A 25,575-nucleotide genomic window follows, 5' to 3' on the forward strand; every position below is an offset into this window, starting at 1 on the left:
CAATAGAAATCGCGGGGAATTACTGACAGGTGAAAGCAAGCGTGGCATTAATCAAATTTGAAAATGAGATGGTGGAACGCGGCGGCTTCGAGAAAAAGCGAGTGAACCCTCCGATCGGCGCGATCAAAGATCGCTTGATCGGAGGGTTTGGCGCGAAAAGCAAATCTCGAACGTCAATTACAGGCTCTGGCATCAAAGCGGGTTGATTGGGAAGTGACGGCCTCACGTCGCATGATCAGCGTCTGCTGCAACCGCAACAAAAAACCTGCTTCAAATGCCTCTTGTGGATCACCTGGACGATGACGTTTTCGGTTCTGAGACAGCGCCCACCATAACGGCAATGATGAGCCCTCAAGCCAAGTCTCTGCGCAACGAACACCCTCCTTGATTACCGAAGCGAACTCATCGCCCCACGGGGTTTGGATCGCCGGAGCCCCCTCAGCGGAGGGGACAGAGACATACTCTTTACTTCAGGCCCTCGCTTTCCTCACGCTTAGATATCGCTTGAATGCCTCCAGCGCATCAGGCATCAACGGAGCACCTGCAAGCATCCTGTCGTAGAGACCGCCGATGGTTTCCTAGCACCTGCGCCATAACCTTCCTCTCAGCCCGACAGGTGGTGGCCTTTTACACCGTTGCGGGTATGATTCACCTTCAAGCCATCCACCCAACTGACTGGAAAACCTTTCCAGCACCCACGCACTCGATGATGGACCTAGAATGGAACTGAGACGCGCATGCTGGATCTGTAAGCTGCCCCCTCAGAGACGAGCGCTACCAGATATCCATCGTCAAAAACTCGTCGGTGCGAGCCAAGCAATTCCCCATCAATAACTATACATCTTGGGATATTGCAAGCTGTTATGTACATCACCACATAGAGAAGTTTATGAACACAGATAGCAACCTGTACAAACTACTTCAAAAAAACGAAGAGGTCAGCAACCTCCATGAGATAGAGGAAAAAACCATTGAAGAAATTTCATATTTTGATTTTGGCTTCGACTTTGCCAATATGAAGTTTCTCGGAACCCAGGTTACGAACCCTCTTTTCACACTTAACAAACTTACGCTTGTTTTTGTATACAACTTAAAAAAAGAAACTACACGAGCCACCATATTTGACGCCCTGAACGACTATAACGGCGAGCGCCCACTAACAAAAGCCACCCTATCTAATTACAAGGGAAAAAAAATAAAAATAATATTTTCCTCAGAGTTCATTAGCGATGATCAAGCTATTGACAATCGACTAGTTGAACCACTGATCAACATCATGGCGCCCTGCGCGATTGATTTTGTGAACTTTCTAGAAAGAAAGAAGATAGCAATTATCCGCAATTGAGGATGCGAGATGAGCATACGTAGCACATTATTCATTTTCGCATCAACCATCGTGTACGCTTTTTTCTTCTGGGTTTTAAAAGAACTAGCATCGAAGCACGAATGGACTTACGCATTTGGTGTTCCCTTTCTAATAGCACTGACTGCAATTTCGGGAAACCTAAAGGACAAAATTTCCGAGAGCGACCCCACCAGCAAGCTTTACAAAGCCAAAGCAGACGTGGAAGCAGCTAAAACTAAGATTAGCGAGCTAGAACATATACACAAATCTGAAATTGCAGAACTGAGAGAAAACCTTGCAATCAAAGACAGCCTCATTCACAACATAAGAAGCGGAATAAATAACAATCTGATCGAACATGGCGAATCAGCAGCTTTTTTTGCCTATGCCAAAAAACTAGCCACCGAAATCAACTCGGACATTGAGGCCAACACTATAGCACCAGCATTCACCACAAAAACGAAAAAATACTTTGACCTGGCTGCAACCCATCCTATTCGAAATTAAGACATTTAAAATTTAGACCCATCACTTCGGTGACAGAACAACTGACATGCAGAGTTATTGCGTTTGAACAAGTTAGCCATCAGAGCAGCGCTGAAGGAACTCTCGCAATGGGTCTGCGATCACGACTCAGTCTGCATTCATGGGAACGTAATTACCGCGATAGCGACCTCGACATCCAAGCGGAACCTATCTCATTAAACATAGGCACCTTCGACCCTACCCAAGCACACCCCGATTGTGTTGGGGTACGTGGGTGTTTCTGGGGAATAGGCCCGTGATTGTTGGCTTTTTTGGCAGCCGATAGCACTCTGCATAAATGAATAACGGGCATAGGATGGCATGGATTGGCGTACGGTTTGCCCCATTTTTGCGCCATTCTCAGCGCGGAACCCTTCTTATTTAAGCGTTACGATGATGGATTGGACGTAGCCCCCCCAAAAACCAGTCCTCACGTCTTTATATGCTATAGCCTTTGGGCGTTGTGGCAATTTCAAGCAAGTTGAAATCACTTCCGACAAGAGTACTATCGGAACTACGTTTGTATCTGTTCTCAAAGGAATTCGATGCCATGTCAGAAGAATATTCATTGTCGGACTTGCTGGAAAGGCTGTATCAGAATCAGCTAGCCCTTGAGGCTGCCTTGATGGAGCTAACGCTTCACGCCGAACAGCAGGGTTCGACAGGAGCAGGAGACAACATTCGGGGAGCCTTGTGGACGATTGGATAGAATGCTGGATATATTAAGCAAGGGCTGGCAAGACTGAAGGGGAAAAGTGCCAGTTGAATTGTTGATACTGAATTAGCCTTGCATCTCATTATCAACCAATTCTCGGTTAACGTGCCGTTCTTGTTCTACACTGTGCGTTCCGAAATCGTTTGTCGATTTTTACAATTGCCACACGACCAAGTCTCACTACGATCCATTTTTACGAAAAAATAGTTTGATTCACTTACAAGCCATATTTAACAAATGATTAAAAGTTAAAAAGTCAACTTACACAAAAGGAGAAAACATCTTGATTGCACTACCTATCCCGCAACCTGATTTGAAAGACTACTCAGTCCTCTATCATTTAACATCCTTAGAGGGTGCGATAGGAATTCTTACTTCTGGGATATTCATTAGCTTCGATCCTGACAAGCAAGCCAGTTTCAGCGCAATTAGTACGAAGCCGGCCCTTGCGCGCAGCAAAGAAATTGCTCTTAGATTTAAATGGAAAGGCGCCCAGGCAATGTATTTTGGTGATCCATTTGGCCGTGGCGAACCACTGTCAAAGGGCCTAAACCAGCCCATTTTATATCACATTTTTTCTGATTCCTTTCTTGAGCCAGGACAAAAATTACGCGATAAGAGCTACTGGCAAACTAACCTTTACCCTGGCAGCACTGGACTACTCTTTGACGGAATTGCAGAAATAAACAAGATACCGCCTAAAACACGAAAACCATCTCGACTGTTTTTCTGGAACTATGAAAAAAAATTGGACTTTTATAAAAAAAATCTTGCAGAGCATAAGCTAATTAAAGAAATTAAAGAGTTAGCGTTAACAAAATTAAACAAAGTCTTCTCAGTCCCCTTAAAACAACCTGCAGCCAATGGAGGATGCTGAGCAAAAATCCGCTCAGCGATTCTCTATTCCAATGCAATTTTCATACAGGTCGGAAGCAGCAATACTCATTAGAAGCATGCATACCGGTGCCTGCAAATTTGATTTTGACCGCAGCATCGCCCTTGTCAGGGCAGGGATAGGGATTCGAACCCATACCCCAGAACCTGTAGGCCGCACAAGGCCAGAAAATACTACGTTCTCACCGTTTGCATCCTGCGCCAAGCGGCCAGAAGCGGCCTCAACAATGCCCTATTTTTGCCCTAAACCACGCTGACGGTTGAACGCAACGGCTCGTTAGCGGCAGTCGCCTACCAGCAACAGGCAGCTATCGGCCAGAAGCGGTCAATCCGCTTAGCTTCCACAGCGGTCATTTGACTCAAATTCGGTATCGAGAACACGTATTTAGGTTCAAGTTGTGGGCGAAGCGTCAGTAACTCCCTCAGCCGGTTCGCACGCGTTTAGAAGCGGCCAACGAACACCAGAGGCGAAATTTGGGTGACGCAGTTCGTCTTCAGGAAGCCCGTGTAGGTCTCTGATTTCATCAATTTCTCGCAGGTATCGTGCAGCTAGTCCGTATCTCACCAGGTCGGGTTGGATGGCGTGAGTCAGCAATCATTGCTTGGCAGGAAAATCCTGGCAAGTGGTGCTCCACAGATGCCCTGTGACTCATCCTTCCAGATAACTTCGCCCCAGTCGCAGCGCCAGGCTGCCTGGGGCGCTTCACATACGAGGTATACGCTATGAGTTCCCACGTGGACAACGTCTTGGTATTTGCAGATTTCCAACGTATTACCGGCTACCAGCGCCGCTATGATGTCGAGAAGACACTTGCCGAAACGGGCATCCGATTCTTCCGAGGTCGCTGTGGGCCATGGACAACGATTGATCTCATTAACTAGGCTGGCGGCATCACAGCGACCAACAGCGAACGCTACAACGCCGATATTTTATGAGGCATCAAGGGAAACCATCCTATGCGAATTACGCAGCCCTTCCCCTGATCAGGGAAAAGCGTGCGGTCGGTCAGACCGTAACACGACCCTCAAAAGTTCTCCGGTACCGTCTCCCGATGTGCGTTTGGAAGGGACGAATGGCCTTCTCGGTATCACCGATAATATGCACCATCGATTGAGCTGCAACCTTGGCATTGAGCTCCACCACGGTGTCTTCATCAACCCAATTCTTGCCCGATGTGAATCGTTCGGAATCGCAAATTATGTAGGCGATTCGCGGAGAGATCGGATAGTAAAAATCAGCATGTTCAGGTGCGACGAACTCTGTCTCTGAAACACACGGGTGCACGTTGACGACAGGATGGTCTGACGTAATGAAAGGCACATTGGTGTCGTTTACCAATAACGCATGCCTATCATTCTGGCGACTCGCGTACAGGTTGAATCCGATACTCATCCCAAACATGTAGCTTAGAAACCACCAGGCGTGCGCCATCGCGTCGGCCACTTCAATCTCTAGAGCGTTGCGTCGGGGTTGAGCCTTGATCACGCCATCTCGGAAAGGCTTCGTGCGGGAGATCTGGTGTCCAAAGAACATCATGAACTCAATCATGTGCTGGTCATCTTGCAGTACATCAAGTTGCTCATCAGCAAGCGCGGACAACACAGTGAGTGCCCCTTTTTCGTGGGATGCGTGAAGATTCTCCAGCAGGTTGCACTTCATGGCATGAAGATGCAGCTCGGCTTCTTGATTCTGCACACCAGACTCACGATAGATAGCCTCAGCGTGCTGCATCCTCAGGAAGTCATTGAGGTATGACACATGCTGCTGATGAAGACGGTCAGGGCTTTTTCTGGAGAAGCCTTTAATCACTTCCACGTGCATGTTGGTAAGCGCAGTGGTCTTGTAGAAATAGTCGTCAGCAGCTATGGCTCGCACGCTGTCGTGGGCAATCTTGCCAGTCTTCGTGGTGTAGAAAACTTTATTCGTGCCGCTTCCCCAGCGGGTCAAATATTTCGCCCAAACGTAATGGTGACGCTTCTTGGCTTCGAGGTCTTTGCGCGACATGGGCGTCCGTTCCATAGGGTGTTGGCTCGCAAGCTCTCAGCCTACGAAGCTCCCGTCAAGCCATTCGTTGTACCTACCTGGGGATGACAGCTCGCCTGCTGACTGGCCAACTTAGCGTCGGTGTCAGGCCGCTCTCTGCTAGTCATTACTACCGCGTGTTCTCGTTAAGGGGATGCAAAGGGTTGACGCCACGAATGCAATTGACTGGTCAGTGAAAACGCAAATATGCGATCACGTCCATGCAATGACGCAAACGCCCCCGCAAGCACTTGCATGTCGAGAAGTGAAAATTAAATAACCAGCCAGACCAGGCTGGAAGCTTTGCACCATAAGGCCTGCACGCGTTCCGTGAGCTCCCACTTCATAAGCATGAACCCCAAGAAAACAAGCCGTTCACTTTGAGAAAACTCCGCCGCCCCCCTATTTCCATTGGGTTTAGTGACTTGAAACGCCGCCTTGAAGGGGGCGCTGTCTGTGTAATGGTTTGTCATTTTCTTTCAAAACTTTGCACAAAATGAAATTGACGATTGCCTAGGAGGCCCCACGGTCCGCCTGGGCTGGAGGATGGTTTGCACTACACCTGTGTTTGCAATAAAAACGCACACGAAGCGCGTCGGCGGGAGGGGGATAAGTGCTTTTCCATGGCGTTTTTTTTAAGCATTCGATTGCAGCTGTTGCAGTGAGTGCTTTTTTACATCCCTCCCCGGCGTGAACAAAAACAGCTACGGGATGCTCATCAACATCATGAACATCCCGCGTCAAGCGATTAAATGCCGCATGTTGCGGGGTCTACTACATTCAAGACATTATTATTCGATTTTTTATATCGTTCAATATATCTTCAAGAGGAGTTTTCTTTTCAAACTTGAGACCTTCAAGTGCAACAATCAAATCAGCGTCAGTTAACGGTATTATCAAGCCGTGACCATTCTTGAATGAGTCCCTGCACCGCTCAATGAACAGATCCTTTTTAGATATTTCCCTACAAGTTATGATCCCAAGCATGCCGCGATTAACAGTCAATCTTCCGATCATCTGATCGAGCTCAGGATTTTGTATATCCTTAGTATAATTCTTGCATTCGATGATCACATACGGACAAGGGATTTTATTAATCATATGGATATTGTAGAAAAAGCCTTCCTTAGCACAATTTTCAAAGTATATATCGATCCTCTTCCTACCTTGATTGATCTCGGCCTCAAGAACTGGAGAAGATGCACTCGGATAAAACAACATCTCCAGCACACCAACTATGGTCTTGTGGTACTCCGAAGCAGTTGCAGCACCTTGCTTGATAGCGTTAAGTCTAGAAATCAAGTGATCAACCACAACATTTAAATTCAACTTTGTATCAATTGAGTCAGATGGTAGAGGTCTTACCTGTTCCGCTTGCTGCTCTCTGAACGACTGAAAAACCAACGGATGACTTTCTGTAAATTCAAACAACCACTCTTTGCTGAACCTCTTAACGAAATTCTCTTTTAAGCTCTTTTTGGATATATAGGGGGTCCCATCTTTACGGTGCTCAACCCATATACTGCCAGACCTTATATGCTCGTGCTGAAGATACTCCAACACGTGCATATTGTAGTAGTTTTCAGGTGCATAAGCCTTGCTATAAGAAACGATACCTTTCGGTGTTAGAAGGATCTTCTTCCCCTCCACCAGTAATGTATCCTCATGAGAAAAAGTCCATTTTTTCTTAGAGGCATCCCAGATCGGCCCCGCAGACACACCAGCAGTCAAAGCAATGCCGTGTAATTTGCACTGAGCTTGCGTGTAGGCAATGAGACTCCCCCTAATGAGGTTGGTAGTCATGTCAGATACCTTATCTTTCCCAATGCCTGGAATGAATAACCTGAAGTCCTCTAAATCAGTAATTTTTCCAGACTTTATCGCCTTGCTGCCCATGATGCTTTCAAATAATTTTTTTGCATCTTCACTTCCAATACCATTACCTCTAGGCTTACCCGAAGAAAGCCCTAAGCAAGTTTCATTTGGTTCATGAAGATGTGAAAACAACTCAAAAGCATCTTCATCCTTTCCTTCACGAACAAGATCTAAAAAATGTGAGAAAAAAGATCTCACAGAACTAGATGCCTTCATTGACCAGCGATCCGGTCTAAGTCCTAACAAATAAGGGTCAACAAACAGCCTAGTATCAAGATCAGTATCAATATCCACAAAATCGAGTTCAAACTGAGTTTTTGAAAGACTGAAGCGCTTCGATAATTTCATAAATCCCTTAATCCACGAGAAAAGACTGACCGCTTTTGAGAACTCATCGACTACTGAATAATCTTGAGACCTATATTTGATCCCAAAGCGCAGACACGTATGCAAGCTCCGCATTAACCATCTTCATTAGTTTCGCTTGCGAAAGCGAGTCATTAGAACTGCAAAATAGCTTTCCATTTCTGACATCAAGCACCGCCATTTTACAGTCTGCAACTGCGCCCCCAGATAGTGCGGTCACCATCAACGCGAGGACAATATCTATGCGGAGCTTTTGCAGAGGCTCATCTTTGAGATACAGTTTTATTAGAAACGGCTCGCCTTCAATGACGAGACCTAGCTCCGGATTAATTCCAATATCAATACCTTGAAAGCTATAATTCGAACTGAACGGCGCACTCCAAGCAATATTCTTTTTCCCCCACCACTTCTCGTAACCTTGGATGGCTTTCGGATAATTTTTTATCTTTTTTTCATCAGTGAGAATTTTCAGAATTTCGTAAAGTTCTTTTTTCGAATGACTGTTCTGGTGAACTGAAACAATGCCTTCCCTGAGAGCCTTATAGAAGTCAGTCTGAGGAGAATAAGATTGGCGATATTTTATTTGACTGACTTTTGTTGCCTTGGGAGTTCCCGACTTGGAAATGATGTCTACAACGTCGGTGAGAGAAATTCTCGGCATCCTTGACCCCCTAGACAAAAAATCGCTTTTTTTGCTCGATCTATAAACTCTAGACCAATAGAGGCTTTTTGCAATCACAAGAAGGAAGGATCAGGCGTTTTGTAGGGTAATGCTGTCAATCCGCAACAAGCTGCGAAGCGCGCGCTTTGTTTATCCCGCTACGGCGCAGAAGGACTGATTCAATTTCAGCGTCGTCAGGGTCTGAGAGCTGAAAATAGGGAAGAAATCTCAGCAGAAGTATAGAGAGGAGTAACCAGGAGCATCTAGTTTGCTGTCACGCTGCTGTCACCGCATGAGAAGAAAACGACCTTCCTGGTCCGAAAGCATTGAAAAATATGGTGTCCCAGCGCAGGTTCGAACTGCCAACCTTCCCCTTACGAGGGTGGAGGTCCGCTTCTGGCCCAGAGTGTGTAAAAACGCTTCGTCAAAATTGAAGTGCGCGCGTCTACGTTAAATCTGAAATTTATCGGCACGTTTGCAGATGTGGATTTCGCGTAGAAGCGCGATTTTCAGTCCGGTTTTGAGCACCTGGCGCGCTCAAAAACGTTTTTACACAGCCTCGGCCGGTTTCTGCCAGCCACCACCTTCAGCTTTTTATCAAGCGTAACCTGTGTCCCGACAGCGGCAGGAAGATCACCCCTGATCATAGATGAGAGCAAGGGTGTAAAATTGATTACAAGCGACGGGCCAGAGCATGGCTATCTCGTGAGGTATTCCAATTGGTATTCCAATAGAAGCAAAAAAAGAAAGTTAATTATACTAATCAATAGTATAGGAGGCCAATTCAGATTACCCCGGCCCACCAATTCGAAGCACCAACAAAACCCGCCTAGTGCGGGTTTTGTTGTTTCTAGGCCTTGGAAAATTCGACCTTCAGACTTTTCCTTCAAGATGTGGCGGCTTAGGTGAAGTGGTGCAACTCAGCACGTGGGAGTAGCCTTCAACGGTCGGCGCAAAACGGTCAATTCAGGGATGGCCACCCATTTCTTGGCTTGACGCTCAAGCAACGACAGAACAAAAATATCCAACAGCTCAGTACAGCGCGCAGGTAATTGTTAGAACCTGCCCAGCAGTCCTGAGCTTTTTTTTGCCTGAGGAAAGTGAGTGAAGCGAACGGCGGTTCTCATTGATGGTGGTTTTTTCTTTCAACGCATTCTGTTTTTCGTGAGGAAATACTTCCGAAAAAATCTGCCAGTCAGCGCAGAACAGCTGGCTCAAGCCGTCAGAAAACTGGTGAAGTTTCACATCGAGGACGACCGGTCCGCGAGCCGGGAACTCTACCGCGTGTATTACTACGACTGTCCGCCCCCGACCAACCAGGTGCGCCTTCCGATAATTCCGGCCAGCCACAAAACGCCAGGCCATATGAATTTCAACACCCATCCGCCCTATCAGTTGCGACGCGCCCTGCATGACCAGTTACGTCGCAGCAGAAAGACTGCGTTGAGGCTGGGAGAGCTGGCAAAAAGTGGAGAGTGGCGACTCAACTCACACACACTCAAAGCGCTGCTCAAGGGCGAGCGGTCCTGGAATGATCTGGTCAATGAAGACTTCCACTACAACGTGGAGCAGAAATGCGTCGATACCAAATTAGGCATGGACGTCACGACTCTTGCCATGGACAGGTTGGTCGACGTCATCGTGCTGGTAGCAGGCGACGCGGATTTTGTTCCTGCTGCGAAGCTAGCCAGGATGAAAGGAATCGACTTTGTTCTGGACCCTATGTGGGCCAATACCACCAACAGCCTGAGTGAGCATGTGGATGGCCTTAGGTCTTTCGACATTGTGAAAATGATCAGGGACGTTACCGCAACCGACGTAACAATTCGCCCAGAGTGGTGGGATGAGCGGTCGCATGTAAGGCATCAATTGGATGATGTCACCGAAACCTCCCCGACATGAATCTTGGGCCAAGCACCGTAAATAAGGCCTTCGGAATTTTCCTGCACGATGTCGCGCCATTGATGAACTGGCGCTCTTCCCAACACACCGCTAACTTCCCCCTGTCGCTGCTCATCAGCGACCGGCTTTGACAGGCCGAAAAGTGTAACCTTTGACACCCCTTGATAAGACGGCATGCTTTACGTGTTCCGGCTCGTTCATGGCGGCTGTGCGTGGGGCATCTTCGGGTGCGCCGGGTTCCTACACTTCCGGTCTGTCAACCCGCGTACAGCTGCCACCTAATCCTGTTTGACAGCAGGGGGCGGTAGCTCCTTTAACAGTGTGGGAGCTTCATCATGAAAAAAATCACCCCCAATCCCCCAGCCTTCAACCTCTTCACCCTCGCCCCAAACATTTCCACCGAAGCGCTACTGATCCAAACCAGCGAAACCCTCGCCTCGCTCAACGCCATGACCACCGACCTGGCCTTCGAGCTCGAAGGTGCCAACCGCCACAAGCTGCTGGCTGCACAGCAACTGATCGGGTTAGGCGAGTTGTTGGTCGGGCGCCTTTTGGACGTGTGGGTGCCCACTCAAGAATCACAAGTATTTCCGTAACAAAAAAACAGGCCGAGGCGCATTCAAGCGGCTCGGCCTTTTGCATTTGGATTGACTGCATCGACAGCGCAGAATACGCCCGCTGAATGGACTACCCGCTTTAAGAACAAGGACGACTTTCGCAGTGAACCGAAACTCCTATCCCTACATAATACTGGTCGCCATTGGCCGTGGTGATCACGGCTGGGCAAAGGTGGAAAAGCGCAGCGGGCCATTAGGCATTAGGGTGGTCAACGCGGTGCGCCAGTGACGCCCGCACCGCTATTCAACATTTCCCAATCCGTTCACGAAACGTTCAGAAACCCCGATAGATACTAGCCGAATGCCATGGCCGCTCCTCCGAGCGGTCCTCCTGCCTCGGTAGCCAGAACCCATGACGCGCCCCGCTCCTTTGCTGCTCTTGCTTGCTGCTTTGTTGTTCTTCTTTGCCCTGGGTAACCATGAGTTGCAAGGCTCCACCGAAGCGCGCGTGGCCGGGATTGCCATGGCCATGCACCTGGACAATAACTGGGTGGTGCCGCAGCTGTTTCGCGAACCCTTCCTGGAAAAACCGCCCCTGAGCCTCTGGCTGGATGCCGGCGCGATTCGCCTGTTTGGCGCTACCACCTGGGCCGTGCGCCTGGCCTCGGCATTTGCCGGGCTGTTCAGCGTGATGCTGTTTTACGCGATGCTGCGCACCTTCGGCCGGCCGAAGACGTTGGCGTTCTGCGCCGCGTTGATCCTGGCGACCATGGCCAGTTACTGGGGCAACGTGCGCGGCGTGGGTGAGGACTCGTTGCTCAGCCTGGGTGTGACCACCGCGTTGCTGGCGTTTTACCAGGCCGTGCGGCCCGAGCGCGAAGGCTCCAGCGCTTGGGCGTGGGCGCTGTTTACCGTCGGCATGGTGATCGCGACACTGAGTAAGGGTGTGCTGGGCCTGGCGATGCCGGGCATTGTGATCTTTGTGTACCTGGCCAGCACCAGCCTGATGGACAAGCGCCTGCGCATCGGCGACTGGCTCAAGCCGGCATTGTTCACCCTGCTGGCACTGGTGCCACTGATGATATGGCTGGGCTTCCTGTTCCAGCGTGGCGGCCTGCAGGCCGTGGCCGAAGTGCTGTGGACCAACAGCGTCGGGAGGTTCAGCGGTTCGTTTGTGGAAGCCGGGCATTACGAACCCATTTATTACTACATCGCCAAGCTGCCGGAGGCCTTCCTGCCGTGGAATATCCTGGTGTATTTGGGCCTGTGGCACTTTCGTAAAAGCCTGGTGCTAAACCGCTATCGATTGTTTTTCAGCGTGTGGCTGGTGGCGCAATTCACCTTGCTGACCCTGGCTTCCAGCAAGCGTACGGTGTACCTGATGGCCCTCACACCGGCCGCCGCCGTGCTCGCTGCCGAGTATGCGCGGGTGCTGCTGTCTTGGCTGAAAGCCCACAAACCCGCGCTGTATCAACACCACAAAACTCTGGTGGGCGGCGTGTTCACTCTGGCAGTGAGCTGCTATCTGGTCGCCGCGTTCTGGTTCGCGCCCAAAGCGGACGTGCGCCAATCGTTCGTGCCGCTGATCAGTCAGATCCAGGCACTGCAAGCCGAAGGCAAGGACGTGGTGTTGTTTCAGCCCAACGAAAGGATTGCCGGGGCCAGCGTGTTCTACACCCAGGCCTACCTGCCGATCCTGCAGAGCGAGCCCGAGCTGCACCATTACCTCGCCGCCAAGCCCGGCAACGTTGCGCTGCTGGACCACACCACCGGCTTGAGCAACAAGGTCACGGTGATCAAGGAGATGGCAATCAACCGCCAGCCCTACTACTTCATCGAGCAGTAAGGCCGGCGCGGGGCATCAGTGTTTGGTGAGTTTGTCCAGATAACCCATGGCAAACGCCGATACCACGAAGGTCATGTGGATGATCACGTACCACATCAGATGCTGTGGATCGACGTTCTTGGCATCCATGAAGATGCGCAGCAGGTGAATCGAGGAAATCGCCACGATGGACGCCGCCACTTTCATCTTCAGTGATGAAGAGTCCATGGTGCCCAGCCAGTTGAGCTTTTCTTTGTTTTCATCGATGTCCAGCTGGGAAACGAAGTTCTCGTAGCCGGAGATCATCACCATCACCAGCAAGCCGCCCACCAGCGCCATGTCGATCAGCGACAGCAGCAGCAGGATCACTTCGGCTTCCAACATGGTGAAGATGTTGGGAATAACGTGAATGATTTCCTGGAAAAATTTCAGCGCTAGGATCAGCAAGCCCAGGGACAGCCCCAGGTAGATCGGTGCCAGCAGCCAACGCGAGGCGTACATCGTATTTTCGATAAAGCGTTCCATGGGTTCTCACACAGCGTGGCTAGAAATGGCGGCGAGTATACCAGCCGCCACCAAGTACCTGTAACCGCGAGAAAACTGACCTGGGCGGCATCTGTAAGAGAATTTTTCTGCTAGTGTCGAGCCCATCAACTCGGCTCGATGACGTCGGACAGGAAAAACTCAGATGATGGATGTGCGTTCCCCTTTGGCCAGCATCGGCCTGTGCGCGGCATTGCTGCTGGCCGGCGGCTGTTCCCCAAGCGATGAGCAGAAACAGACCAGCCTCGAAGAGAAAACCGCCAAGTTCGAACAGTCCCTCGACAGCATCCAGGACCCCAAACTGCGCGACGCCATCGCCGACCTCGGCGGCTCACTGCTGTTGCTCGAACGTGCGCGGGGCAAGCTGGCCACCAAGCCCATCGAGGCCGAATACGGCGAAGACAGCCTGGCCCTGCTCAAACACTACCCCACGCCCCAGGCGCTGGTGGACACCTACATCAACGGCCTGTTCGTGCTGCGCAGGGCTTCGCACTCCGACTACCTGACGGATCTGCAGCCGGTCTTCCCGTTCAACTTCAATGTGCCGGAACAGTTCCCCTTCCCCCATGGCCTGGAGTGGCAGTCCGTAACCTTGAGCAACAACAAGGTCGTGCCGTTCCAGCCGGAATGGTCAGAGACCGACCCCGGCATCCAGCTCAGCCCCAGCAGCTCCAACCTCACCAACCCCGATGACCTGACGGTGACCTACCCGTTCTTCGACGGTATCGAGACCGAAAACAAAAGCCAGCCCCAGCCCGTGAGCCTCAAGGGCGCGGTGGAAGTGATCGCGCCTGGCAAAGTGCTGGCGTTCGAACTGTCGAAAAAGGATGTGGGCCACAAGCGCACCGAAGGCAACATCACCGTCAACCTGCTGCTGCTGGAAAAGAACTACGCCGAAATCGAGCTGACCAACAGCCAGCCGCTGGCCCCGCAAGTCGGCGACGAATCGCCTAACCCCTTGCTGGTACAGGCGCGGGACAGCACCGGGCAATTTCTGACGCGCTCAGGCTCAATCAACGAAAGCAGCGCGCAGGTGGCGTTCTACGAGAAGCAACTGGCCGAGATGCAGAAGCAGAAGGCCTGGTCGGATGCGTTTGAAAAACAGCTGAGCGACGAGCAGAAAGCCTTCGAGCACAAGCAAAGCAGCCATTACGCCAAGGTGTATTTCAATGGTGTGATCGACAACCTGCAGATCAACGTGCTGGATTTTTCCACCGCCACGGTCACCCGCAAGGACCTCGACCTGCCCGTAATGCGCTTCGACAAGAACAGCCTGGAAAAGACCGTGCAGGCCTTGCCGATGCCGGTCACCGTGTATGACGACAGCGCCGCTGGCTGGCTCAAAGACGCGACGATGACTGAGGACCAACTGAAAAACAGCGTCACCATCAGCCAGTCCGTCGAAGATGCCAGCGCAGCGCATGTCGCGTTCGACCACCCGTTCACCTTCAACGACGACCTGGTCGGCAACGAGCGCAACAGCAGTGAATCGCCCGTGACTTTCTTCACCGCCGACGACAAAGGTGAACGCGGCGAGCCCATCGAATTGCCCACCGAAGCCTTTGAACTCAACCCGGCGCGCGGCACGCTCACCTACGACCTCAACCTGTTCCCGGAAAACCCGGCATTTGTGGTGGGTTCGATTCCGCTGTTCCTGGCCACCATTGAAAAAGCCGAGATTGACGCGACCAAGCTGCCCAAGGGCCTGACGCTTAAAGGCAACGCGTTGATTGTCGACCAGAAGGAATTCCCCGCCGACAGCTGGCGCTTCTACGCCAAGGACGCGAGCGGCAACTACCTCAAGGAAATACTTGGCGTCAGCCATCGCGCCGAGGAATACGGTACGGCGATGTTTGACGTGCACTACTTCTACGGCCAGCCAACCGCGCTGGAAAGCTACCAGCGCACCGACCTGAGCACCGTGCAATACGGCTTCGAGGTCAAGCTGGACAAGCCCGAAAGCAAATAACCACGCCTACAGCGCCAACGGCTCATGGTGGCCGTTGAGCTGACGCAGATGGGCCTGCATGTGCAGGCACCAGATCTGCGGGTCATCCAGTTGCTCGTAGCCGTGCATCGTCAAGCTATCGACGATGGAGCCCAGAATGGTTTCTGCTGCGACGGGGCCTGGAAACGGGCCCTGGGACTTGATGGTGGAAGGCTGCTCACCCGACATGCCGGCGGCAAACAACAACGTCCACATCCCGTTATCCCCCGCGAGAGGGCGAATGGAACATTCGATACGGGTGACCAGGCCAAAGCACTGGCGGGTAAGGCAAAGGTTGCGCGGCATGGCGGCGACCCTCGTTAGTTCGGTGTTCAGCCCCACTCATAGGGCGAGGCTGTCTCTATCCAGCGACTCCTGTGGATATCCCTTGAGCTGAGAATAGAAGAAAAACCCTGCGAACCAAGGCTGTAGGGACCAACGGCAGTCGTCGCTATAACCAGCCAATTTATTGGCAGAATCGCCAACCCTGGGGTGAGCGGGCTTGCCCGCTCACCCCATGAGCTTTGCCCTCAGGTAGGCTTGGCTTCGGCCAGCGCTGCCTGCGCCAGCTCTTTTTCCGCTTCCTTGAGGTCTTCCTCGCTGATCATCTCGGCAATCGCGCGCAAACGCTCGACCACTCGCGCATTCACCGTACCTTCCGGGAACTGCCCCTCGGCGTCCGGCTCACCAGCGTCCTCGCCCACCAGCAGGCTCAACGCCTCGTCCGCCTGGCGCACCGCATAGATGTGGAACTGCCCGGCGCGCACGGCCTGCAGCACCTTCTCGTCCAGCATCAGCGTGGCGACGTTGGCCTGGGGAATGATCGCGCCCTGCTCGCCCGTCAACCCGCGCGCTTCGCAGAGGCGGAAGAAGCCTTCGATCTTCTCGTTGACCCCGCCCACCGCCTGCACTTCACCAAACTGGTTGATCGAGCCGGTAATGGCAAAGCACTGCTTGAGCGGGGTTTTCGACAACGCCGAAATCAAGGTGCACGCCTCGCCCAGGGACGCGCTGTCACCGTCCACGTAGCCGTAGGACTGCTCCAGCGCGATGCTGGCCGAGATCGCCAGCGGGAATTCCTGGGCATAACGGCTGCCCAGGTACCCGGTGAGGATCATCACGCCCTTGGAGTGAATCGGCTGGCCCAGGTTAACTTCGCGCTCGATGTCGACAATGCCGCTGCCGCCCGGGTACACCGTGGCGGAAATCCGCGCCGGCACGCCGAAGGCCGAGTCGCCGACTTCCAGCACCGTCAGCCCGTTGCACTTGCCCACTGCTGCACCGGCGGTGTCGATCAAGATCACTCCGGCGAGCATGTCGTCGAGAATCCGCGCCGACACACGCCCGGTGCGCGTGGCCTTGGCCTTGAGCGCGCGCTCGATGTGGCCGGCGTCGGTCATCTCGTCGCCCGCCAGGTGGCGGATAAAATCCGCCTCGCTCACCAACTGGAACAGGTCGCCGATGCGCGCCGACAAACGCCCCTGGTGCTCCGCCAGGCGTGCGCTGTAAGTAGCCAGCCGCGCCACCGCGTCCGAGGTCAGCGGCGCCATGCCTTCTTCCGACGTACGGGTTTTGAGCAACTGCGCGAACTGCTCCAGGCTTTCGTCGACCATCGGGATGTCTTCGTCGAAGTCCACCAGCACGCGGAACATCTCCTGGAAGTCCGGATCGGCGTCCTGTAGCGCGTAGTACAGCTGGCGCGAACCGATGATGATCACTTTGACCTGCAACGGAATCATCTGCGGGTTGAGGGTCACGGTGGCCAGGCGGCCCAGCTCGCCGAGCGGCGATTCCATCTTCAGTTTGCGCGATTGCAGGGAGCGCTTGAGGGCGTCCCACACAAAGGGTTCGCTGAGCATTTTCTCGGCTTCGAGAATCAGGAAGCCGCCATTGGCACGGTGCAAGGCGCCGGGGCGCAGCTGGCGATAGGTGGTGTAGAGCGCGCCCTGGTCGGTGCTGTATTCGATGCGGCCGAACAGGTTGTCGTAGGTCGGGTGCGGTTCAAACACCACCGGCGCGCCGCCGTTGACCGGGTGGCCCACCACCAGGCTCGGGCAGTATTGCTCCTCAAGCAGTTTGCGGGCCTGGGCGTCGGTCTTGGCGTCGTCCACCAATTGCTCCACCACGGTTTTCAGCAGGTACACCTGCATGGCTTGCAGGTAACCGCAGACGGCGGCGTTTTCCGCGTATTTTTCCGACAGCGGCGCGAGCAAAGGCTGTAGGGCCAGGGTGATGGTTTCTTCGTTGAACTGGCGAAGCTGGTTGTTCGACTCACGCTTCCACTGCGGCAGGCTCGCGAGCTCTTCGTTGAGGCGTTCTTCCAGCTCGGAAATATCCGTGTGAAAACGCTCGCGATCGGCTTCCGGCAGCTGCGAAAACTCGGCTTCATCCAGCGCCTTGCCGTCGAGCATCGGGGTGAAGGCGATGTTGGTGCTGTCGCGGTACAGCGCCACGTCCTTTTCCAGGGCCAGGCGCTCGATCACGTCCAGGGCCTTGTCGTAACGCTGGTTGAAGGCGCGGTCGATGGCGCTTTTGCGCTGCTGGTAGGTGGGGTGTTCGAACACCGCCGGGAAGGTCGCGACCAGGTTGTCGACCAGGCCATTGATATCGGCGATGAACGCGGCTGCAGCGCCGCCCGGTAATTCCAGGGCGCGGGGTTCGCGCGGCTCATCAAAATTGTTGACGTAGACCCAATCCGCCGGGGTCTGCAGGCGCTTGCCTTCGGCTTTCAGGTAGCGTTTGACGAACGAAAAGCGGCCGGTGCCGGGCTCTCCCATGACAAACACGTTGTAACCGGGGCGTGGCATGGCCACACCAAACTGCAACGCTTCTACTGCACGTTCCTGGCCAAGCACACCGCGAAAGGGCTCCAAATCATTGGTGGTCGAGAAGCTGAACTGTTCAGCGGAGAAAGGGCGAGTCAGCGCTTCGGGCGCTAGACGCAAGCTGGCAGCAACAGGATCAGGCATCGGGCTTCCTTACATCAGGCGGGGCAGATGACGGCATTCTGGCTCCCCCTTGCGCGCTCTGGCAAGGTGAGCCTTTGGGAAAGCGTAGCCACGGAATGCGTCCGGCAAAAAAATCGCGACAACACCAATTGTTTTATAAAAACACACGGAACCCTTGGAACGTGCCTAAACTCCAAACTGCGCGGGTTGGACTAATAACTGGCCCCTAGGGCGCTACGACGCGCCTGAACCCTTGTCCATTGGTTTGCACACAAAGAGAACAAAGCTATGAAACGGATCCTTCTCGGTACTCTCTTCACCGTCGTCTCCCTCAATGCAATGGCTGAAGCACCAGGCGGCCCGAACTGCGGTTGGGGCAACATGTTGTTCGAAGGCCAGCGCGGTACTCCAGCGCACTTCCTGGCTTCCACCACCAACGGCACCTCGGGCAACGCCACCTTCGGCATGACCTCGGGCACCAACGGTTGCAGCACCAACAGCGCGCTGACCTACGGCGGCAAGTCCTGGATTGCCATGAATGGCATGATGAACGAGCTGTCCGAAGACATGGCCAAGGGCAATGGCGAAGCGCTGACCACCTACGCCGTGGTACTGGGCGTGGCGCCGGAAGATCGCGAGCACTTCGCGGCCGTGACCCACGAGCACTTCCAGCAGATCTTCAGCAAAGCTGACGTGACCGCTGACGACGTGCACAACAACACCCTGGCTGTACTGAAAAGTGATGCCCGCCTGGCGAAATACGCTAGCACCCAGGCTTAAGCTCTACCGCCCGCGCCTTTCGAGGCGCGGGTTTTAACTTTCGGACCCGCCTCCCCTTTGGGTCTCACTTTTTTACCGACCTAAGTTGCCCCTATGCTCAAACGCTTTGCCTGGCTGGCACTCTTCGCTTGCGCCCCGCTGTATGCGGCACCGCATCTTGATGATCAACGTTTGCAGCAATTGGCCAACGACCCGTTCTGGTTATCCCTGGGCCACTACGAAGCCGGCAAGTTCAGCGGCTGGCGCAGCTATGTCAGCGACACCAAATTCTTTCTCGCCGCCGATGGTGCCCACCACCCCGACGCCGAACTCAAGGCCACCGTTGATGCGCTCTACGCACCGGCCAGCCTGGGTGAAAAACACGCCCAATGCGTTTACCCCGCACGTACCCGCTGGCTCAAGGCACAGTTGAACCTGACCGACCTGCCCGCGCTGGAGTGCAAGGAATTCACCCAATGGTTCAAGGATGTCGCGCCCCATAGCGCGGTGATGATTTTCCCGGCGGCCTACCTCAACAGTCCGTCGTCAATGTTCGGCCACACCCTGCTGCGTATCGACCAGGCCGACGTGCAAAGCAACAACACTGCCCTGCTCAGCTATGCGATCAACTTCGGCGCCTATATCGAAGGCTCCGACAACAGCATCCTCTACGCCTGGAAAGGCCTGATGGGCGGCTACCCCGGCCTGTTCGCCCTGGTGCCCTACCAGGAAAAACTCTCGGAATACCGTAGCCTCGAAAACCGTGACCTGTGGGAATACCGCCTGAACCTCACCGAAGTCGAGACCAAGCGCATGGTCGAGCACGTGTGGGAACTCAAGCAGATCCAGTTCGACTACTTCTTCTTCGACGAAAACTGCTCCTATCGCCTGCTCGAGTTGCTGCAAGTGGCCCGCCCGGGCCTGCGCCTGACCGAGCAATTTCCGCTGACCGCCATCCCCACCGACACGGTTAAAGCTGTGAAAGACGCGGGCCTGGTAGAGAAAATCGACTATCGCCCGTCCCGTGAACGCGAGCTGCTGGAACGCGCCAAGCCGCTGGACGGCGATGAGCAGCAATGGGTATTGAAGGTCAGCGACGACCAGAAGCAGCTGCAGGAGCCCGCGTTCAAAGCCCTGCCCCGCGAGCGCCAGGCGCTGATCATCGACGCCGCCTACCGCCTTGGCCGCTACCGCGCCAATGGCCTCGAGCGCGACACCGCGCGCTCCCAGCGCAGCTTCGAACTGCTGCGCGCGATCAACCAGAACCCGGCGCCCGACCTCAAGATCACCCCGCCCGGCCTGCCGGAAAACGGCCACGAATCACGCACCTGGCAAGCCGGCATCGGCACCCGAGGCGATAAAGCCTTCGGCGAATACGGCCTGCGCATGGCCTACCACGACCTCAACGACAACGCCGAAGGCTTCCCCCTCGGCGCGCAGATCGAAATCCTGCAGATGAAACTGCGCCAGTACGAAGGCAACCACTGGCAACTGCAGCAACTGGACCTGGCCACCATCCGCTCCCTGACCCCGCGCAACGCCTTGCTGCAGCCATGGTCCTGGCAAGTCACCGGCGGCCTGGAGCGCGTCCCCGGCAAACACGACGACGAAACCCTGGTCGCCCACGTCAACGGCGGCGCCGGCGGCACCTGGCAACTGCGCGACGACATGCTCGGCTTCGCCCTCGGCACCGTGCGCGTGGAACACAACAACGACTTCAGCGAAGCCATCTCCCCGGCGGCTGGCTTCAACACCGGCGTGCTGTGGAAAAACCCACTGGGCAACCTCAGCCTGGAAGCCAAGGGCGACTTCTTCACCAACGGCGAAGTGCGCCGCAGCATCAGCCTGAACCAGCAATGGGAACTGTCCCGCAACCTCGGCCTGCGCCTGAGCGCCCAGCGCGAGTACAGCCATCTGTCGACGCCGGTGAATGAAGTGATGCTTGAGGTGAAGTGGTATCACTACTAGCCCGGCCCTAAAACCAAACACAGTTCCAATGTGGGAGGGGGCTTGCCCCCGATAGCAGAGTGTCAGCCAATGAATATTTGGCTGAAACACCGCAATCGGGGGCAAGCCCCCTCCCACATTTGGTTGTGTGTTTAGTCAAAGTCCCCACACCACACAGATTTCTCACCTGCCTTTCACACCTCCCCGACAAATCCCTGTCTAGACTTCCCCGTATCAGCCGGAAAACGGCCAGGGAGTACGCCATGTGGCGGTCTGCGGTATTGCTGTGTGTGGTGGTGGGGCTGACGGGTTGCCAATCGACCCATCAGGATTTACTCGCCAAAGGTTACCCGCCGGCCTTTGCCGATGGTTTTGACGACGGTTGCAGCAGCGGCCGTCAGGCGGCAGGAGTCATCAGCGGGGAGTTTCGCAAGAATGTGCCGCGCTATCTGAAGGACCGGACTTACGCGGAAGGCTGGGAAGACGGCTTTCGCCAATGCAAGGCCATGCGTGAGAACGAAGAGTTGCGCGACTACAAGGACAATCACTGGGACGACCGCGAACGCGCCTGGCAACAGGAGAAGGACCGCGACGCAGCGCGGGCCTATCGCGCGCAATAGGTCGCTTTCAGACATCCATCGAAACTAATGCGCGGCGACCATGGCCCAAACTCCAAGAGGGAGAATGCTATGAGCCGTGCTTTTGTAAATGAAGACAACGCCGCCGCCCAGGCCGATCAGCCGGTAGAGCGCCAAATCAGCGGGCAACCCAATCGCCTCACCGCGCAAGGCTTGGCGCAGTTACAGGCCAAGGTTGCGCAGTTGCAGCAGGCATACAGCCTCGAATCGGCCAGGGACGATAAACAACGCCAGGCCGACCTTGAGCGGGATTTGCGCTATTTCAATCAGCGAGTGCAAAGCGCGCAGGTCGTGCCGCCCGCCACTTCCACCGAAAAGGTGCAGATTGGCAGTTGGGTCACTTTCGCCAACGAAGACGACGAGCAGCAGCGTATCCAGTTGGTCGGCGAAGACCAGGCGGACGCCGCCTCAGGCCTGATCAACTGGGGTTCACCGTTGGGCCGTGCATTGCTCGGCGCCCAGGTCGGCGACGAAGTGCTGTGGCAGCGCCCCGTCGGCGATCAGTTGATCGAAGTGCTACGTATCGAACCCGAGGCTTAGACGATGCCCTGGGCCAGCATCGCGTCGGCGACTTTCACGAAGCCCGCGATGTTTGCGCCCTTCACATAGTTGACCCGGCCGTTTTCTTCGCCGTAATGCACGCAGGCATGGTGGATCGACTGCATGATGTTGTGCAGCTTGCTGTCCACCTCACCGGCGGTCCACAGCAGGCGCATGGCGTTCTGCGACATTTCCAGGCCGCTCACGGCCACGCCGCCGGCATTCGATGCCTTGCCCGGCGCAAACAGAATGCCCGCCTCGATAAAGATATCCACCGCCTCAAGCGTGGTCGGCATGTTGGCGCCTTCGGCCACGCAGAGGCAGCCATTGCGCAGCAGGGTGCGGGCGGCTTCGGCGTCGAGTTCGTTCTGGGTGGCGCACGGCAGAGCGATGTCGCAGGCCAGTTCCCAAGGCGTTTTGCCCTTGCGGAACTCCAGGCCGAAGCGCTCGGCCAGTTCGCTGATGCGCCCGCGCTGGACGTTTTTCAGCTCCAGCAGCGCCGACCATTGTTCTTCGGTCAAACCACTTTCGGCGTACAGAGTGCCTTCGGAGTCGGACAAGGAAATCACCTTGCCGCCCAAATCCATCACCTTGCGCGCCGCATATTGCGCCACGTTGCCGGAGCCGGACACCGCCACGCGCTTGCCTTCAACCCGCTGGCTGTTGCGCTTGAGCATTTCTTCGGCGAAGTACACGCAGCCGAAACCGGTGGCTTCCGGGCGGATCAGGCTGCCGCCGTAGGTCATGCCCTTGCCGGTCAGCACGGAGGTGAACTGGTTGCTCAGGCGTTTGTACTGGCCAAACATAAAGCCGATTTCGCGGGCGCCCACGCCGATGTCGCCGGCCGGCACGTCCACGTCTGCGCCGATATGGCGGTACAACTCGCTCATGAACGACTGGCAGAAGCGCATCACTTCGGCGTCGCTCTTACCTTTTGGATCGAAGTCCGAGCCACCCTTGCCGCCGCCCATGGGCAGCGAGGTCAGGGAGTTCTTGAAGGTCTGCTCGAAGGCGAGGAACTTCAATACGCCCAGGTTCACCGACGGGTGGAAGCGCAGGCCGCCCTTGTACGGGCCAATGGCGCTGTTCATCTGGATACGGAAACCGCGATTGACCTGGACCTTGCCATGATCATCCACCCACGACACCCGGAAGGTGATTGCACGTTCCGGCTCGCAGATGCGTTCCAGAATGCCCGAGGTCAGGTAATGCGGATTAGCTTCGAGAAACGGCCACAGGCTGCGTAGGACTTCCTCAACGGCCTGGTGGAATTCCGGCTGGTCAGGGTCACGTTTCTTGAGGCGGGCAAGGAAGGATTCGACGGATTCGATCATGAACAGTCTCGGCAAATTGATTGTTTTTAAGTGAGATTGGGCCGGACCTTAGCAATTCAGATTGCACCTGAAAAGCGCAAAATGTCGCTTTTGTGAATTTAAATGGTGCATTGGATATAACTGTATCCAGTTTTACCGGGGTTTATGCACTTAAAAGGGGATTTCAAATCAGGCAGATGCACCAACAGATAAATAGCTATCGGTGGCAAGCCCCCTCCCACATTGAAGGCAAAAAAAACGGAGCCCGAAGGCTCCGCTTTTTTAAAACCAACCTGGATCAGGCGAGTTTTTTGTGGCGTACACGGTGCGGTTGGGCAGCAGCATCGCCAAGGCGCTTTTTACGGTCGGCTTCGTACTCGGTGTAGTTGCCTTCGAAGAACACCGCTTGCGAGTCGTCTTCGTACGCCAGGATGTGGGTGGCCACACGGTCAAGGAACCACCGATCGTGAGAGATCACAATGGCGGCGCCCGGGAAGTCCAGCAGGGCTTCTTCCAGGGAACGCAGGGTTTCAACGTCGAGGTCGTTGGACGGTTCGTCGAGCAGCAGCACATTGCCGCCCTCTTTCAGGGTCAGGGCCAGGTGCAAGCGACCGCGCTCACCACCGGACAGGTCCTTGACGAACTTCTGCTGGTCGCCGCCCTTGAAGTTGAAACGGCCGACATAGGTGCGCGACGGGATTTCATAGTTGCCGATGCGGATCTGGTCGGAGCCGTCGGAAATCTGCTGGAACACCGTCTTGCTGCCGTCGAGGTCTTCGCGGCTCTGGTCCACACAGGCCAGTTGCACGGTTTCGCCGACTTCGATGGTGCCCGAATCCGGGGTTTCCTTGCCCATCAGCATGCGGAACAGTGTGGACTTACCCGCACCGTTACCACCGATAACGCCGACGATCGCGCCTTTTGGCATGGAGAACGACAGGTTGTCGATCAACACGCGGTCGCCGTAACCTTTGGAAACGTTCTTGAACTCGATAACCTTGTCACCCAGACGCGGGCCGGCCGGGATGTAGATCTCGTTGGTTTCGCTGCGCTTCTGGAATTCCTGCGACTGCATTTCTTCAAAGCGTTGCAGACGAGCCTTGGATTTGGACTGGCGGGCCTTGGCGCCTTTGCGCACCCACTCCAGTTCTTCCTTCATGGCTTTTTCGTGGGCCGATTGCTGCTTGGATTCGGCGGCCAGACGGTCGGACTTGGCTTCCAGCCAACCGGAGTAGTTGCCCTCGTAAGGGATACCGGCGCCACGGTCGAGCTCGAGGATCCAGCCGGCGACGTTGTCCAGGAAGTAGCGGTCGTGCGTGATCGCAACCACGGTGCCCGGGAAATCGTGCAGGAAGTGCTCCAGCCAGGCGACGGAATCGGCGTCCAAGTGGTTGGTCGGTTCATCGAGCAGCAGCATGTCGGGAGCCGACAGCAGCAGGCGGCACAGGGCCACACGGCGCTTTTCACCACCGGACAGGAATTCGACCTTGGCGTCCCAAGCCGGCAGGCGCAGCGCGTCGGCGGCGACTTCCAGCTGGCGCTCCAGGTTGTGACCGTCGCCAGCCTGCAGGATGGCTTCGAGCTTGGCCTGTTCGGCGGCCAGTTTGTCGAAGTCGGCATCTTCTTCGGCGTAGGCGGCGTAGACCTCGTCCAGGCGCGCCTGGGCGTTCTTGATCACCGCCACGGCTTCCTCGACCACTTCACGCACGGTCTTGGTCGGGTCCAGGATCGGCTCTTGCGGCAGGTAGCCGATGTTCAGTTCGGGCATCGGGCGGGCTTCGCCTTCGAACTCGGTGTCGACGCCAGCCATGATTTTCAGCAGCGTGGACTTACCCGAACCGTTGAGGCCGAGCACGCCGATCTTGGCGCCAGGGAAGAAGGACAGCGAAATGTTTTTAAGGATTTCCCGCTTCGGCGGAACAACTTTTCCCAGCCGATGCATGGTGAATACGTATTGAGCCATGGTAAACCTAGCGTCAGTGACTGATGAATTGAGCGGGCGAAACCCGTGCCAGGCCATGCGCGGCGCGGGCCGTTGATGATCATCAATGCCTGCGTGCGGAAAAAGCCTGAATGTCTGGGGCTGGAACGCCCTCGCGTAACAGGCAAAGCTACCTGAATGCGCTTGGTCAGTCCAGCCAGGCGGGGCTGGCACTTTGCCACAAGTCAAGGCATGCTAGCCGCCCTCCGGGCGTCCGGCTTATAGTGCACG

At 54.9% G+C, this 25,575-nt stretch carries 21 protein-coding genes and 1 pseudogene; 12 read left to right on the plus strand and 10 right to left on the minus strand.

Annotated elements, in window-relative coordinates:
- The first annotated feature begins 41 nt into the window (after nt 1-41).
- The gene (locus AC0IYH_RS15650) at nt 42-206 is read left to right on the plus strand and encodes a hypothetical protein (RefSeq protein WP_471835023.1); all 165 of its coding nucleotides are present in this window, start codon (nt 42-44) and stop codon (nt 204-206) included.
- On the opposite strand, the pseudogene AC0IYH_RS15655 reads toward AC0IYH_RS15650, so the two are convergent.
- Nucleotides 174-431: pseudogene (locus tag AC0IYH_RS15655) on the minus strand (LasR-specific antiactivator QslA); the annotation flags it as partial. The gene AC0IYH_RS15650 and the pseudogene AC0IYH_RS15655 sit on opposite strands and share 33 nt — an antisense overlap.
- Nucleotides 432-889: 458 nt before the next feature.
- Here AC0IYH_RS15655 and AC0IYH_RS15660 point away from each other — a divergent pair.
- The 3 genes from AC0IYH_RS15660 (at nt 890) to AC0IYH_RS15670 (ending at nt 3,462) form a co-directional block, all read left to right on the plus strand.
- Nucleotides 890-1,345 (plus strand): hypothetical protein, encoded by a 456-nt coding sequence (locus tag AC0IYH_RS15660; RefSeq protein ID WP_471835025.1) that lies wholly within the window; start codon nt 890-892, stop codon nt 1,343-1,345.
- Nucleotides 1,346-1,354: 9 nt separating this feature from the next.
- Nucleotides 1,355-1,852, plus strand: coding sequence for a hypothetical protein (locus AC0IYH_RS15665; RefSeq protein ID WP_471835027.1), 498 nt, complete (start codon nt 1,355-1,357; stop codon nt 1,850-1,852).
- Between the two features lie 1,016 nt (nt 1,853-2,868).
- Complete coding sequence (locus AC0IYH_RS15670) at nt 2,869-3,462, plus strand: hypothetical protein (protein WP_471835029.1); 594 nt, start codon at nt 2,869-2,871, stop codon at nt 3,460-3,462.
- A 408-nt stretch (nt 3,463-3,870) separates the two neighbouring features.
- Here AC0IYH_RS15670 and AC0IYH_RS15675 read toward each other — a convergent pair whose 3' ends face one another.
- The 4 genes from AC0IYH_RS15675 to AC0IYH_RS15690 form a co-directional block, all read right to left on the minus strand.
- Complete coding sequence (locus AC0IYH_RS15675; RefSeq protein WP_471835118.1) at nt 3,871-4,044, minus strand: hypothetical protein; 174 nt, start codon at nt 4,042-4,044, stop codon at nt 3,871-3,873.
- A gap of 441 nt (nt 4,045-4,485) precedes the next feature.
- Complete coding sequence (locus AC0IYH_RS15680) at nt 4,486-5,484, minus strand: DUF4238 domain-containing protein (protein WP_454249638.1); 999 nt, start codon at nt 5,482-5,484, stop codon at nt 4,486-4,488.
- 798 nt (nt 5,485-6,282) lie between these two features.
- Nucleotides 6,283-7,725 (minus strand): hypothetical protein, encoded by a 1,443-nt coding sequence (locus AC0IYH_RS15685; RefSeq protein WP_471835031.1) that lies wholly within the window; start codon nt 7,723-7,725, stop codon nt 6,283-6,285.
- A gap of 70 nt (nt 7,726-7,795) precedes the next feature.
- Entirely contained in the window at nt 7,796-8,404 is a 609-nt protein-coding gene (locus AC0IYH_RS15690) for a hypothetical protein (protein ID WP_471835032.1), read from the minus strand.
- 1,104 nt (nt 8,405-9,508) lie between these two features.
- On the opposite strand from AC0IYH_RS15690, the gene AC0IYH_RS15695 reads away from it, so the two are divergent.
- The 3 genes from AC0IYH_RS15695 (at nt 9,509) to AC0IYH_RS15705 (ending at nt 12,709) form a co-directional block, all read left to right on the plus strand.
- Nucleotides 9,509-10,306 carry an NYN domain-containing protein gene (locus AC0IYH_RS15695; RefSeq protein WP_471835034.1) on the plus strand — a complete coding sequence of 266 codons (798 nt, stop codon included), beginning with the start codon at nt 9,509-9,511 and terminating at the stop codon, nt 10,304-10,306.
- A 335-nt stretch (nt 10,307-10,641) separates the two neighbouring features.
- Nucleotides 10,642-10,902 (plus strand): DUF6124 family protein, encoded by a 261-nt coding sequence (locus AC0IYH_RS15700; protein ID WP_471835036.1) that lies wholly within the window; start codon nt 10,642-10,644, stop codon nt 10,900-10,902.
- Between the two features lie 373 nt (nt 10,903-11,275).
- Nucleotides 11,276-12,709 carry a glycosyltransferase family 39 protein gene (locus tag AC0IYH_RS15705; protein WP_116629317.1) on the plus strand — a complete coding sequence of 478 codons (1,434 nt, stop codon included), beginning with the start codon at nt 11,276-11,278 and terminating at the stop codon, nt 12,707-12,709.
- 15 nt (nt 12,710-12,724) lie between these two features.
- Here AC0IYH_RS15705 and AC0IYH_RS15710 read toward each other — a convergent pair whose 3' ends face one another.
- Entirely contained in the window at nt 12,725-13,213 is a 489-nt protein-coding gene (locus AC0IYH_RS15710; RefSeq protein ID WP_005791582.1) for a TIGR00645 family protein, read from the minus strand.
- Nucleotides 13,214-13,376: 163 nt separating this feature from the next.
- Here AC0IYH_RS15710 and AC0IYH_RS15715 point away from each other — a divergent pair, with 163 nt between their 5' ends.
- Complete coding sequence (locus AC0IYH_RS15715; protein WP_471835038.1) at nt 13,377-15,200, plus strand: hypothetical protein; 1,824 nt, start codon at nt 13,377-13,379, stop codon at nt 15,198-15,200.
- A gap of 6 nt (nt 15,201-15,206) precedes the next feature.
- Here AC0IYH_RS15715 and AC0IYH_RS15720 read toward each other — a convergent pair whose 3' ends face one another.
- Nucleotides 15,207-15,524 (minus strand): PA4575 family protein, encoded by a 318-nt coding sequence (locus AC0IYH_RS15720; RefSeq protein WP_116629319.1) that lies wholly within the window; start codon nt 15,522-15,524, stop codon nt 15,207-15,209.
- Nucleotides 15,525-15,748: 224 nt separating this feature from the next.
- Nucleotides 15,749-18,187, minus strand: coding sequence for an ATP-binding protein (locus AC0IYH_RS15725; RefSeq protein WP_116629320.1), 2,439 nt, complete (start codon nt 18,185-18,187; stop codon nt 15,749-15,751).
- A gap of 267 nt (nt 18,188-18,454) precedes the next feature.
- Here AC0IYH_RS15725 and AC0IYH_RS15730 point away from each other — a divergent pair, with 267 nt between their 5' ends.
- From AC0IYH_RS15730 to AC0IYH_RS15745, 4 genes are all read left to right on the plus strand, one after another.
- Entirely contained in the window at nt 18,455-18,946 is a 492-nt protein-coding gene (locus tag AC0IYH_RS15730) for a DUF3015 domain-containing protein (protein ID WP_101273075.1), read from the plus strand.
- A gap of 93 nt (nt 18,947-19,039) precedes the next feature.
- Complete coding sequence (locus AC0IYH_RS15735) at nt 19,040-20,893, plus strand: Lnb N-terminal periplasmic domain-containing protein (RefSeq protein WP_122774117.1); 1,854 nt, start codon at nt 19,040-19,042, stop codon at nt 20,891-20,893.
- Between the two features lie 242 nt (nt 20,894-21,135).
- The gene (locus AC0IYH_RS15740; RefSeq protein ID WP_116629322.1) at nt 21,136-21,492 is read left to right on the plus strand and encodes a hypothetical protein; all 357 of its coding nucleotides are present in this window, start codon (nt 21,136-21,138) and stop codon (nt 21,490-21,492) included.
- A gap of 69 nt (nt 21,493-21,561) precedes the next feature.
- Nucleotides 21,562-22,050: a GreA/GreB family elongation factor gene (locus AC0IYH_RS15745; RefSeq protein ID WP_471835040.1), complete on the plus strand. Its 489-nt coding sequence runs from the start codon at nt 21,562-21,564 to the stop codon at nt 22,048-22,050.
- On the opposite strand, the gene gdhA is transcribed toward AC0IYH_RS15745, so the two are convergent.
- Both gdhA and ettA read right to left on the minus strand, forming a co-directional pair.
- Nucleotides 22,047-23,384: an NADP-specific glutamate dehydrogenase gene (gene gdhA / locus AC0IYH_RS15750; RefSeq protein WP_122774115.1), complete on the minus strand. Its 1,338-nt coding sequence runs from the start codon at nt 23,382-23,384 to the stop codon at nt 22,047-22,049. The genes AC0IYH_RS15745 and gdhA overlap by 4 nt on opposite strands.
- A gap of 277 nt (nt 23,385-23,661) precedes the next feature.
- On the minus strand, nt 23,662-25,326 hold the full coding sequence (gene ettA, locus AC0IYH_RS15755) for an energy-dependent translational throttle protein EttA (RefSeq protein WP_116629325.1): 1,665 nt from the start codon (nt 25,324-25,326) through the stop codon (nt 23,662-23,664).
- Nucleotides 25,327-25,575 lie beyond the last annotated feature (249 nt).

Source organism: Pseudomonas sp. AC463 (assembly GCF_979253585.1).